This window comes from Pseudomonas paraeruginosa PA7 (assembly GCF_000017205.1).
Classification (GTDB): domain Bacteria; phylum Pseudomonadota; class Gammaproteobacteria; order Pseudomonadales; family Pseudomonadaceae; genus Pseudomonas; species Pseudomonas paraeruginosa.
In genome coordinates, this window is record NC_009656.1 from 2,928,710 (window position 1) to 2,942,167 (window position 13,458).

A 13,458-nucleotide genomic window follows, 5' to 3' on the forward strand; every position below is an offset into this window, starting at 1 on the left:
ACGAAGTCCTGCGCAGCGGCTTCCTCTGGCAGGGCGCGCTGGAGAAGCCGCTGCAACTGGTGCGCAAGCGCGTCGAAGTGCCGTTCAGCGTGCACGACTGGCGCGACCGCGCGGACCTCGCCGAGGCGCTCGATGCCCTCGCGGCCGGCGAGGCCGGGCTCGGCTTCGAACTCGCCGAGGCGCCGCTGCTGCGGCTGGTGCTGGTGCGTACCGGCGAGCGCCGGCACCACCTGATCTACACCAACCATCACATCCTCATGGACGGCTGGAGCAACTCGCAGTTGCTCGGCGAAGTCTTGCAGCGCTATCGCGGCGAGACGCCGCCGCGCTCGGATGGGCGCTATCGCGACTACATCGCCTGGCTGCAACGCCAGGATGCGGGTCGCACCGAGGCGTTCTGGAAGCAGCGCCTGCTGCGGCTGGGCGAGCCGACCCTGCTGGTTCCGGCGGTCACCCGTGGGGTACGGGGCGCCGAGGGCCATGCCGATCGCTACCGGCACCTGGATGCCACCACGAGCCAGCGCCTGGCAGCGTTCGCCCGCGAGCAGAAGGTGACGCTCAATACCCTGGTCCAGGCCGCCTGGCTGATACTGCTGCAACGCTTCACCGGGCAGGACACCGTGGCCTTCGGTGCCACCGTGTCCGGTCGTCCGGCGGAGTTGCGCGGGATCGAGGAGCAGATCGGCCTGTTCATCAACACCCTGCCGGTGGTCGCCAGCCCGCGTCCGGAGCAGTCGCTTGGCGACTGGTTGCAGGCGGTGCAGGGCGAGAACCTGGCGCTGCGCGAGTTCGAGCACACGCCGTTGTATGACATCCAGCGTTGGGCCGGGCAGGTCGGCGAGGCCCTGTTCGACAACATCCTGGTATTCGAGAACTACCCGGTTTCCGCAGCGCTGGCGGAAGAGACACCGACGGACATGCGGATCGACGCGCTTAGCAACCAGGAGCAGACGCACTATCCGCTGACGCTGCTGGTGAGCGCCGGAGAGACCCTCGAACTGCACTACAGCTATTCCCGCCAGGCTTTCGACGAGGCGGCGATCGAGTGCCTGGCGGAACGCCTCGAACGCTTGTTGCTGGGGATGTGCGAAAACCCGGGGGCGTCGTTGGGCGAGCTGGACAGCCTGGCTGCCGCCGAGCGCTACCAGTTGCTGGAAGGCTGGAACGCCACTGCGGCCGAGTACCCGCTGCAACGCGGCGTGCACCAGCTGTTCGAGGCGCAGGCCGAGCGCAACCCGGAGGCGCCGGCGCTGGCCTTCGGCGAGGAACGCCTGGACTACGCCGAGCTGAATCGCCGGGCCAACCGCCTGGCGCATGCCCTGATCGAGCGCGGGGTCGGTGCGGACCGCCTGGTGGGTGTGGCCATGGAGCGTTCCATCGAGATGGTCGTGGCCCTGATGGCGATCCTCAAGGCCGGCGGCGCCTACGTGCCGGTGGACCCGGAATATCCCGAGGAGCGCCAGGCCTACATGCTGGAGGACAGCGGCGTGCAACTGCTGCTCAGCCAGTCGCACCTGAAGCTGCCGCTGGCGCGAGGCGTGCAGCGGATCGACCTGGATCGCGGTGCGCCCTGGTTCGAGGGTTACAGTGAGGCGAACCCGGATATTCATCTCGATGGCGAGAACCTCGCCTATGTCATCTACACCTCCGGTTCCACCGGTAAGCCCAAGGGCGCCGGCAACCGCCATTCGGCGCTGAGCAACCGCCTGTGCTGGATGCAGCAGGCCTATGGCCTGGGCGTCGGCGACACGGTGTTGCAGAAGACCCCGTTCAGCTTCGACGTGTCGGTCTGGGAGTTCTTCTGGCCGCTGATGACCGGCGCGCGTTTGGTGGTGGCCGCGCCGGGCGATCATCGCGACCCGGCGAAGCTGGTGGCGCTGATCAACCGCGAAGGGGTCGATACGCTGCACTTCGTGCCGTCGATGCTGCAGGCCTTCCTGCAGGACGAAGACGTCGCCTCCTGCACCAGCCTGAAACGCATCGTTTGCAGCGGCGAGGCGCTGCCGGCGGACGCCCAGCAGCAGGTGTTCGCCAAGCTGCCGCAGGCCGGCCTCTATAACCTCTATGGCCCGACCGAGGCGGCCATCGACGTCACCCACTGGACCTGCGTGGAGGAGGGCAAGGACGCGGTGCCGATCGGCCGGCCGATCGCCAACCTGGCCTGCTACATCCTCGATGGCAACCTGGAGCCGGTGCCGGTGGGCGTGCTCGGCGAGCTGTACCTGGCCGGGAAGGGCCTGGCCCGTGGCTACCACCAGCGTCCGGGGCTGACTGCCGAGCGTTTCGTCGCCAGCCCGTTCGTGGCCGGGGAGCGGATGTACCGCAGCGGCGATCTGGCGCGCTACCGCGCCGACGGGGTGATCGAGTACGCCGGGCGGATCGACCACCAGGTGAAGCTGCGCGGCTTGCGCATCGAGTTGGGCGAGATCGAGGCGCGCCTGCTGGAGCATCCGTGGGTGCGCGAGGCGGCGGTGCTGGCGGTGGACGGCAAGCAGTTGGTCGGCTACGTGGTGCTGGAGAGCGAGGGCGGCGACTGGCGCGAAGCGCTGGCCGCGCACCTGGCGGCGAGCCTGCCGGAATACATGGTGCCGGCGCAGTGGCTGGCGCTGGAGCGGATGCCGCTGAGTCCGAACGGCAAGCTGGAGCGCAAGGCGCTGCCGAAGCTCGAAGCGGAAGACGGACTCGGCGAATACGTAGCGCCGGCCAGCGATACGGAACGGCAACTGGCGGCGATCTGGGCGGATGTTCTGGGGCGCGAGCGGGTTGGCGTGACCGATAACTTCTTCGCCCTCGGCGGCGACTCGATCGTCTCGATCCAGGTGGTCAGCCGAGCGCGCCAGGCCGGATTGCAACTGAGCCCGCGCGACCTGTTCCAGTTGCAGAACATTCGCAAGCTGGCCGAGCGCTGCGGCGCGGCGGCGCCCGTCGCAGAGCCGGCGAGCGTGCCCGACGGCGCCGTCCTGCACAATCTGCTGCCGCAGCAGGTGCAGGCGCTGCCGTTGCCCCACCAACAGCTGGAACACCTCTACAGCCTCTCGCCGATGCAGCAGGGCATGCTGTTCCTCGGACTGAACAGCCCGGACGCCGAGTTGTACATCAACCAGTTGAGCATCGCCGTCGACGGACTCGATCCGCAGCGCCTGCAACGCGCCTGGTCGGCGGTGGCGCAGCGCCATGAAGTGTTGCGCAGCGGCTTCCTCTGGCTGGACCAGGAGGAGCCTCTGCAATTTGTCCTGGCCGATCCCGGGCTGCCATTCGAGGTCCTCGACTGGCGTGGGCGGGCGATAAGCGATGAAGCACTGGAACAGGTCGCGCAACAGGAGCGGCGCAAGGGCTTCGACCTGGGCCAGCCGCCGTTGCAACGGGTGCGCCTGCTGCGCCTGGGCGAGGATCGCTACCAGTTGATCTGGACCTACCACCACATTCTCATCGATGGCTGGAGCACTTCGCAGCTGTTCGGCGAGATACTCGAACTCTATTCCGGCGGCCGCCTGCCGCCCGCCGTCCCTTACCGGCACTACATCGCCTGGCTGCGGGCGCGCGATGGCAAGGCCAGCGAGGCCTTCTGGCGCCGCCAGCTGGCGCGCATGGACGAGCCGACCTACCTGGCCGACGCCTTCAACGCTGCCCGCGAAGGATATGGGCACCAGGCGTTGTACACGCGCCTGGACAGCGATGCCACCGAGCACCTGAAACGTTTCGCCCAATCCCAGCGAGTGACGCTCAATACCCTGGTACAGGGCGCCTGGCTGCTCCTGCTGAGTCGCTACAGCGGCCAGCGCTGCGTGTCCTTCGGCGCCACCGTTGCCGGTCGGCCGGCCAGCCTGGAGGCGTCGGAACGGATCCTCGGGCTGTTCATCAATACCTTGCCGGTGGTCTGCGAAGTGGCGCCGGAACAGTGCGTCGGCGATTGGCTGAGAGCCTTGCAGGACTACAACCTGGAGATGCGCGAGCAGGAGTACACCCCGCTCAGCGACATCCAGCGCTGGGCCGGGCGCAGCGGTCAATCGCTGTTCGACAGCATCATCGTGTTCGAGAACCATCCGGTTGACCGGACGCTGCGTGACTGGCGCGACGATTCGCTGCGCTTCGGCGAGATGCGCAGCGCAGGCCTGACCAACTTCCCCATGGACCTGATGGTGACCAGCGACGATTCCGGCCTGGCGATCGAATACATGTTCCTGCGCGAGCACTTCGCCGTGGCTTCGGTCGAGCGTCTGCGTACGGACATGGAAGGGCTGCTCGCAGCCTTGAGCGGCGACGCCGAGTGCCGCCTGGGCAACATCGGCTTGCCGAGTGCCCGGGTGCCGTTGGCGGATGGCGCGTGTCCGGATCGGTATCCGCTGGTACACCAGCGCATCGGCGAGTGGAGCCGGCGCACGCCGGACGCCACCGCGCTGGTGTTCGACGAGCGCAGCCACTCGTTCGCCGAGCTGGACGCGCGGGCCAACCGCCTGGCGCATGCGCTGGTCGAGCGCGGCGTGGCGGCCGATGTGCGGGTCGGTGTGGCGCTGCCGCGCGGCACCGAACTGGTCGTCGCGCTGCTCGCCGTGCTCAAGGCCGGTGGCGCCTACGTGCCGCTGGACCTGGCGTATCCGCGTGAGCGACTGGCTTACCTGATGCAGGACTCCGGCATCGCCCTGCTGTTGAGCGAAAGCCAGGCGCTGGCGCAGCTGCCGGTACCCGCCGGCGTTCCCGCCCTGGCCCTGGACCGCCTGGATCTGCTGGAGCATCCGGCGCAGGCGCCGCAGGTCGAGGTCCATCCCGCCAACCTCGCCTACGTCATCTATACCTCCGGCTCCACCGGCCTGCCCAAGGGCGTCGCGGTGAGCCATGGTCCTCTGGCGATGCACATCGACGCGGTCGGCGAGCGCTACGAGATGACCCCGGCCGATCGCGAGCTGCACTTCATGTCGTTCGCTTTCGACGGCGCCCATGAGCGCTGGCTGACCGCCCTGGGCCACGGTGGCAGCCTGCTGCTGCGCGACGATGCACTGTGGACGCCGGAGCAGACCTACGCGGCGATGCAACGCCACGGGGTCACGGTTGCCGCGTTCCCGCCGGTCTACCTGCAACAGCTGGCCGAGCATGCCGAGCGTGACGGCAACCCGCCGCCGGTACGTATCTACTGCTTCGGCGGCGACGCGGTGCCGGTGGCCGGTTTCGAACTGGCCAAGCGCGCGCTGAAACCGCGCTACATCATCAACGGCTATGGCCCGACGGAAACCGTGGTCACGCCGCTGATCTGGAAGGCTGCCATGGACACCGAATGCGGCGCTGCCTATGCGCCCATCGGCAGCTTCGTCGGCGAGCGCTGCGGCTATGTCCTGGACGCTGACCTGAACCCGTTGCCGGCGGGCGTGGCCGGGGAGCTGTACCTCGGTGGCGTCGGCCTGGCGCGAGGTTATCTGCAGCGGCCGGGGTTGAGCGCCGAGCGCTTCGTCGCCAGCCCGTTCAGCCGCGCCGGCGAGCGTCTCTATCGCACCGGCGACCTGGTTCGCCAGCGCGAGGATGGTACCTTCGACTACCTCGGACGCATCGACAACCAGGTCAAGGTACGGGGCTTCCGCATCGAACTGGGCGAGATCGAGGCGCGCCTGCAGGATGCCGGCGAGGTCCGCGAAGCGGTGGTGATCGCCCGCGACGGGGCGAGTGGCAAGCAACTGCTCGGCTATGTGGTCGCGGAAGATGGCGTGGACGCCCCGGGCCTGCTCGAACGTCTGCGCGAGCGCCTCAAGCGCGATCTGCCGGAGTACATGGTACCGGCGCACCTGGCCCTGTTGCCGGCGATGCCGCTGACGCCGAACGGCAAGATCGACCGCAAGGCGCTGCCGGACATCGACGTCACCGCCAGCGAGGCCTACGTGGCGCCGCGCAATGAGCTGGAGCAGGCCCTGGCCGGTATCTGGCAGGAAGTGCTCGGCATCGCAAGGATCGGTGTGCACGACAACTTCTTCGAACTGGGTGGCGACTCCATCCTCAGCATGCAGGTGGTGGCCAAGGCCCGTGCCCTGAAGAAGCTGGGCTTCAGCCTGAAGCTGCGCGACCTGATCCAGAAGCCGAGCATCGCCGCCTTGTCCGGGTACGACGACAGCGCTGCGCCGCCGTCGCCGATCCTGGCACTGAACGCGGCGGTGGCCGGCTGCCCGGCGCTGTTCTGCGTGCATGCCGGCTTCGGCACGGTGTTCGACTACGAACCGCTGGCCCGGCGCTTGAATGGCCGCCGTAGCGTACTGGCGATCCAGGCCCGCTCGCTGCTGGATCCGAACTGGCGGGACGTTTCCCTGCAACGGATGGCCGAGGATTACGTCGCACTGATCCGCCAGCGCCAGGCCGAGGGGCCCTATCACTTGCTCGGCTGGTCGCTGGGAGGGACCCTGGGCATGTTGATGGCCGCCGAACTCGAGCGGCAGGGACAGCAGGTGGCCTTCCTCGGTCTGCTGGACAGCTATGTGCCGGGAACCGAGGCGCCTGCCGCCGATGACTGGCGCGAGGATCTGCTGGACTTCCTCAGCGTCAGCGCCGGCCTGGAAACCCGTCCGCCACTGGCCGCCGGGTTGGAGCAACGCGACAACGTCAGCGCCGCCATCGCCGAGTGCCTTGGCGTCGGCCAGACCGGGAAGGGAGGGCTGGGCTGCGACGAACTGGCCCAGGTATTCCTGGTCGCCCGGCAACTCAAGCAACTCTCCGGGCAACTGGACAGTTGCTCGCCGATCCAGGTCCGGCCGCTGTGCTGGTGGACGCGCGGGCGTGGTGAAGAGGTGCGGGCGCTGTCGCGGCAATTGGGTGGTCAGCCTCTGGCCGGTCGGGTCGCCGCGTGCGGGCATTTCCAGATACCCCATGCGCAGGAGGTGCTCGACTCCCTGGTGGAGGCGCTTGAAGAAATCCACGGCAGCCTCGTCTATTCATGACGAAGCTTTGGCCGGCCCCGCCGGGGCCGGCCCGTTGGAGACTATGAAATGGCCTTGAACCCCGATATCGCGGCATACCTGGAACTGGTCGGCAACGGCCGCAGCAGTGGCAAGAGCCTGCCCATGCACCAGTTGACGGTGCAACAGGCGCGCGAGCAGTTCGACCAGTCGTCGGCGTTGATGGACCCAGGCCTCGACGAGCCGCTGGCGCGCGTCGAGACGCTGTTCGTCCCGGCGCGGGACGGTACGCCGTTGCCGGCGCGCCTCTACAGTCCCCAGGGGCTGTCCGCGTCGCCGCCGTTGCCGGGCGTGCTGTACCTGCATGGCGGCGGCTACGTCGTCGGCAGCCTGGATTCCCACGACGCGCTGTGCGCCAGCCTGGCCGAGCGCGCCGGTTGCGTGGTGCTTTCTCTGGCCTACCGGTTGGCGCCGGAGTGGCGTTTCCCGACCGCCGCCGAGGACGCCGAGGACGCCTGGTGCTGGTTGGCTGCCGAAGCCGAGCGATTGGGTATCGATCCGCAACGCTTGGCGGTTGCCGGCGACAGCGTCGGTGGCAGTCTGTGCGCGGTGTTGTCGCGTCAGTTGGCGCTGCGCGGAGACGCCTCGCAACCGCGTCTGCAGGTACTGATCTACCCGGTCACCGATGCCAGCCGCACGCGCCAATCGATCGAGCGCTACGCCGTTGGCCACCTGTTGGAGAAGGACAGCCTGGAGTGGTTCTACCAGCACTACCAGCGTAGCCCCGAGGACCGCCAGGACCCGCGTTTCTCGCCGCTGCTCGGCGCGGTGCCGGCTGAGCTGGCGCCGACATTGCTGCTGGTCGCCGAGTGCGACCCGCTGCATGACGAGGGCATCGCCTATGCCGAGCACCTGCGCCAGGGCGGCGTGCAGGTGGAGCTATGCGTCTATCCCGGGATGACCCACGATTTCCTGCGCATGGGTGCGATCGTCGACGAGGCCGACGAAGCCAAGGACATGATCGCCGAGGCGCTGGTGGCGGCCCTGGCACGCTGAGACTTCGGCATTCACCACGAAAAAGCCCCGCCAGGTGAACCTGGCGGGGCTTTTTCATGAAGGTTGGGGCGAGGGGAGGCCAGCGGTCTCCCCGGACGCCTTACCAGTTGTAGGTCAGGTCGGTGGTGAGGGTACGGCCCTGGCCGTAGTAGCAGTCGAGATCAGAGGTGCAACGGCTGACATATTTCTTGTCCTCGAGGTTCTCCAGGTTGACCTGCACCTTCAGGCCTTTCACCTGCAGCGGGGATTTCTCGAAGTCGTAGGACAGCTTGCCGTCGTACAGCGTGTAGGACGGGATGGTGAAATGGCCGACAGCGGTTTCGGTGCCGTCGCTGCCCCGGGTGTAGCGCGCGCCGATCCCCGCGCCGAGGCCGGCGAACGCGGTATCCGCGCCGAGGGTGTAGTCCAGCCAGACGGCGGCGGTCATCGGCGGCGTGCCGGCCGGATGGCGGCCTTTGCGCCCGTCGTTGTCCTTGGTGTACTTGATGTCGTTGCGCGAGAACGAGGCGATGACATCGAGATTGTTGGTCAGGCTGGCCTTGCCTTCCAGCTCGAAGCCCTTGGAGCGCATGGCGCCGGACTGCTTGCTGAAGTTGGGGTTCAGCAGATCGGTGGTGAGCACGTTCTTCTTGTCGATCTGGTAGACCGACATCTGGATGAAGCTGTTCTGCCCCGGCGGCTGGTACTTGATGCCGGCCTCGTACTGTTTGCCGGTGGTCGGTTTGAAGGCCTTGTTGCCTTCGTCCATGTTCAACCCGCCGACCGGCTGGAACGACTCGGAGTAGCTGACATAGGGCACGATGCCGTTGCTGAACTCGTAGCCGAAGCCGGCGCGGCCGCTGAACTTCTCGTCCTTGGCGTCGACCTTGCCGTTGGTTTCCTTGGCGTCGGTCTTGGCCCAGTCATAGCGGCCGCCGAGGGTCAGGAACCACTGGTTCCATTTCATCTGGTCCTGCAAGTAGATTCCGGTCTGGTCGGTGGTGCGGTTCCAGCGATAGGGATTGGTGAAGGTGAACTTGCTGCCGTACACCGGCTTGTACAGATCGATGATCGTGGTGGGTTCCTGGTTCGAGTAGAGACCGAAGAACTTGGTTTTGAAGTGGTAGAAGTCGATACCGATCAGCGCGGTGTGATCGATCGCGCCGGTCTTGAATTTGGCCTGGGCCATGTTGTCCATGCCGAAGGCCTTGTTGGTCTGCGACCAGTCCACGCCATAGCGCGTGGCATAGCGTCGGTCATTGGCACCGGTGTTCGGGTTGGGTACGAAGTTGTAACCGTGCAGTGGCGCCACGTACTGGTCGTCGAGATAGGCGTAGCGGGTGTTCTGCTTGAAGGTCCAGACATCGTTGAATTCGTGGCTGAACTCATAGCCGAGCACGAACTGGTCGCGGTCGTAGGAGTTCAGCCCCGGCTCGCCGATGAAGGTGCTGCGCTTGATCCGCCCGTTGGGCGTGCTGAACACCGTGCCGTAGGCCGGCAGGCCCTGGGCCTCGGGTACGTCGTTGTCCTTCTGGTATTGGCCGTAGAAGGTCAGGCTGGTCTGCTCGTTGGGGTTCCAGGTAAAGCTCGGTGCCAGCATGAAGCGTTTCTGCTCGGCATAGTCGATCTCCGAGTTGATGTCCCGGCCCACGCCGGTCAGCCGGTACAGGTAGGTGCCCTGTTCATCGAGCGCGCCGCCGACGTCGAAGGCGCCGTAGCGGCGGTCCTGGCTGCCGCCGCCGAGCACCACTTCGCGGATCGGGGTGGCGGTGGGACGCTTGGACACCATGTTGACGATGCCGCCGGGTTCGTTCTGGCCGTAGAGCACCGAGGCCGGCCCCTTCAGCACCTCGATGCGCTCCAGGGTATAGGGGTCGATCTGCAGGGCGCCGCCGGTGCTGCCGCCGCCGTAGGGCATGTGCAGGCCGTCGAGGTACAGCGGCGCCGGGCTGAAGCCGCGCGAGGTCGGCTCGTCGAAGATCTTCACCCGGTCGGCGAAGCCGCCGCCGGTGATCCCCGGGGTGTAGCGCAGGGCCTCGGTGACGGTCTGCGAGCCACGCGCCTTGATCTCGTCCTGGGTGACCACGTTGATGGTCTGGGGGATCTCCTTGAGCGGGGTGTCGGTCTTGGTGCCGGTACCGCTGCGCTTGGCCACGTAGCCGTTGACGTGGCCCCAGGCCGACTCCTGGCTGGTGACGGTGATGTCGCCGAGGTCCACCGAGTCCGCCGAGCGCTGGGCGCTGATGGTGACGCTGGAGCCTTGCAGGCTGTAGCTGGCGCCGCTACCGCGGAGAAGTTCGGCGAGAGCCGCTTCGACGCTCAGTTGGCCGCGGACCGGGTTGCTGCGCAGGCCCCGCACTTCATCGGCGCTGTAGAGCACCTGCAACTGGCTCTGCTGGCCGAATTGGCGCAGGGCGCTGGGCAGCGGCTGGGCGCCGATGTCGAACTGGATCTTCTGCGCCTCGGCCTGGCTGGCGAGCGGCGTCAACAGGGCCAGGGCCAGGGCGGCGGTGCTCAGGCGCGGATGCAGCGTCAGGGTGTTGCGCATCACTAGAGCCTGGGTGAAACGGGGGAGTGCGCGGAGTGCTGGCATGCTCTCTAATACTCTTATGGATGTCATGATTGGGAATAATTGTTATTTGGTTTCCCATTGAGACGTTTGGTCGGCGCGAAACCGGAAAACAAAAATCGTTTTTTCCGTGTTTCGCGGGCTGGGTGCTTCAGGCCGGTTGCAGCTCCTCGACCACCCGGCCACCGGCCAGGCGCAACAGCTGGTCGGCGCTGTCGAAGTAGCGGTCGTCGTGGGAGATCACGATGATGGTCTTGCCCATTCGCTTCAGCTCGGGAAGCAGCTCGGTATAGAAGATCCGGCGGAAGGTGGGATCCTGGTCGGCCGCCCACTCGTCGAAGACCAGTACCGGGCGCTTCTCGATCCATGCATTGACCAGCGCCAGGCGCTTGCGCTGGCCGGTGGACAGGTCGGTGGTGGTGAAGCTGCCGTCGCTCACGCTGACCTTGTGGGCGATTTCCAGGCGCTTCAGGTAGCGTCCGGCTTCCTCCGGCAATTGTTGTTCGCCGTCGACGAGGTCGTCGAACAGGTAGTAGTCGGCGAACACGGTGGTGAACAGCTGCCGATAGTCGTCGCGCGCCTGTGCCGTCACCTCCTCGCCGTTGAGCAGCAGCGAGCCCTCGTGGGGCGTGTACAGGCCGAGCAGCAGCTTGATCAGGGTGGTCTTGCCGCAGCCGTTCTCGCCGACGATGAAGAGGATTTCTCCCGGGCGGATCGTCAGGTTGACCGGGCCGAAGCGGAAGGGCGTCGAGCCCGGCACGCCCGGATAGCTGTAGCCGACATCGCGCAGCTCGATGCTGCGCACCTCCTGCGCCGGCCTGGGGACATCGTTCTCGAGCAGCAGGTAGGGTTCGGGATTGGAGAACTGCTCGTTGAGTTCGGCGATCCGGCGCAGGGCGATACGGTTGCGACTGATCAGCGGTAACAGGCTGAGTACGCTTTCCAGCGGCCCCTTCATGAACAGCAGGGTCATGACGAAGCCGCTGAGCACGCTGCGGTCGGAGGTCGGCCACCAGGTCTGGACCGCCAGGGCGGTGCCGATGACCACGAAGAACAGCAGCGAACCGAAGGTGCTGGCGGTGAGGAAGATGTTCACCGAACGCACCTGCAGGCGGCAGATGCGCTCCACGGTCTCGTCCAGCAGTCGCCCGTGCAGGCGCTGCCGGCGCGGGCGGTTGATGCGCAGCTCCTTGGCTCCTTCGGCCATGCCGCGGTAGTGCTTCTGCAACAGGTCTTCCTCTTCGCGCGCCGCTTCGAAACCGGCCATGCCATAGCCGCGGGCGATGTACTGGGCGATGGTGCCGAGCACCACGGCGCTGGCGGCGACCAGGAACATCGGCAGGGACAGGGTCGCCAGGTAGCCCAGGCAGCCGAGGGTCACGGTCAGGGAGATCACCAGTTGCGGCAGGCCGAAGGCGAGATCGCTGACCGTATCGATGTCGTGGGTGAGCACCGGGATCAGGCGATGCGTGCGGTAGCGTTCGAGTTGCTCGATCGGGGCGGACAGCACGCGGCCGCCGAGAGTCTTGCGCAGTCGGGCGATGACCTTCTGGCCGACGTAGTTGGTGCCGATATTGGACAGGATCGAACTGAGCAGGGCCAGCGCGCAGATGGCGCTGAAAGCCAGCATCATGCCGCTGGTCATGCCGCCTTCGGCGTTCAGTACGCGGTTGATCGAGGTGAGCAGCGCGGTGATGGCCAGGCCGCCGACGATGCCCAGTCCTATCGACAGGCTGAGCGCCGGCCAGAAGGGTTTGAGAATGCTCAGAAGTTCGCGAGTGGCGCTGCGGGGTGTTGCGGACATGGGGTTTCCTCGGCGCGGCCGGCTGGACGCAAGGGCAGAGAGGCGGATGGCGGAGTGGCGCACGCTCGCGCCTGCCCTGAAGACGAGGCCGGGAAGGGGAAATTTAGCCTGTGGCGATGCTTGGCCAGGGCGTCCGGCAAAAGCGCCGGGGGGCGATAAATTCGGCGGCCGGCCGTTCGTTGCGTTTAAGTGAGAGCGACGCTCGAGCGGGTTCCCCGGGAAGCCCTTGTCGAGTCCAACACTGTGCCGGAGCACGCGCTCAAGTCCGACCCATTCCCTTGAGAAAGACGAGATGACGAAAAGGAAATTAGCCTATATCTGGTCCCTGAGAAACGCCGCCGCCGACAAGGCCGGGCAACAGGTGGCCTACAAGGGCGAGCTGCGCTACATGAAGTCCCCGCTGGAATTTCTCGCCGAATCGCTGAACCGGACGGCGCTGGGGGACGCCTACGAACTGGTCGGGGTGATCTACGACGACGATCCGGAGCTGCCCCGCGACCAGCAGAAGATCGAGGACTACGGATTCGCCTACCGGCCTGGCCAGCAGTGGTTCTACCCGGCGGAACTGGAGGTACAGGGGCGGCGCATGAACGACCTGCTGCTGAACGTGCCATCCACCTACCGTCGCCATCCGCGCGGGACCGCGGAGCACATGGCCGGCAAGCGTGACTTCGAGCGACGCCTGTACGAGACGCTGGTGGAGCTGCGCGCCGAGGTCGTCGTCCTCGACGGCCTGCTGGTCATCCTCGATGAGCTGGTGCGGCCCGGGGCGCCATTCGCCCGGCGGATCATGAATATCCATCCCGGGGTCACCCGCGCCGACTCGCCCTACCAACGGCGCGGCGCCTGGGCGACCCTGGATGCATTGCATGGCGCGCGGGGAGAGAAGATCGTCGACTGGGCGACGATGGAAAGCGTGCCGGTCGAGCCCTTGTACCTGACCGGCGCCTCGTTCCACTACGTGGACAATGGCATCGATTCCGGCGAGGTCTTCCATGACGTGCTGAAAACGAAGATATCTCCCGACGACACCATCCTCGAACTGCGCTGGAACAACTTCAACGACAGTCTGTTCCCGGCCTTGCACGAAGGCCTGGCGCTGCTGGCCGAGAAGGACTGAAAACCCCAGGTCGCGGATGCGCAAGGGCCGGAGCGACGCGGGTCGCTCCGGCCCTTCTTCG

Annotated in this window: 5 protein-coding genes (1 of these 5 running past the window's edge); 3 read left to right on the top strand and 2 right to left on the bottom strand. The window is 66.6% G+C overall.

The genetic code is table 11. From position 1 onward, the window contains the following. Together PSPA7_RS13610 and PSPA7_RS13615 are read left to right on the top strand one after the other, a co-directional pair. Positions 1 to 6,911, top strand: partial view of a non-ribosomal peptide synthase/polyketide synthase gene (locus PSPA7_RS13610; RefSeq protein WP_012075664.1) — the 3' end only. Its footprint begins 8,065 nt before the window's first position; only the last 6,911 of its 14,976 coding nucleotides appear in the window; its start codon lies beyond the left edge, outside the window; it ends in the stop codon at positions 6,909 to 6,911. A 48-nt stretch (positions 6,912 to 6,959) separates the two neighbouring features. Next, on the top strand, positions 6,960 to 7,925 hold the full coding sequence (locus tag PSPA7_RS13615) for an alpha/beta hydrolase (RefSeq protein ID WP_012075665.1): 966 nt from the start codon (positions 6,960 to 6,962) through the stop codon (positions 7,923 to 7,925). A gap of 100 nt (positions 7,926 to 8,025) precedes the next feature. Here PSPA7_RS13615 and PSPA7_RS13620 read toward each other — a convergent pair whose 3' ends face one another. Together PSPA7_RS13620 and PSPA7_RS13625 are read right to left on the bottom strand one after the other, a co-directional pair. Further along, complete coding sequence (locus PSPA7_RS13620; protein ID WP_012075666.1) at positions 8,026 to 10,452, bottom strand: TonB-dependent siderophore receptor; 2,427 nt, start codon at positions 10,450 to 10,452, stop codon at positions 8,026 to 8,028. A 172-nt stretch (positions 10,453 to 10,624) separates the two neighbouring features. Beyond that, positions 10,625 to 12,277 (bottom strand): cyclic peptide export ABC transporter, encoded by a 1,653-nt coding sequence (locus tag PSPA7_RS13625; RefSeq protein WP_003148545.1) that lies wholly within the window; start codon positions 12,275 to 12,277, stop codon positions 10,625 to 10,627. A gap of 292 nt (positions 12,278 to 12,569) precedes the next feature. Here PSPA7_RS13625 and PSPA7_RS13630 point away from each other — a divergent pair, with 292 nt between their 5' ends. Then, positions 12,570 to 13,397 (top strand): formyl transferase, encoded by an 828-nt coding sequence (locus PSPA7_RS13630; protein WP_003148547.1) that lies wholly within the window; start codon positions 12,570 to 12,572, stop codon positions 13,395 to 13,397. Positions 13,398 to 13,458 lie beyond the last annotated feature (61 nt).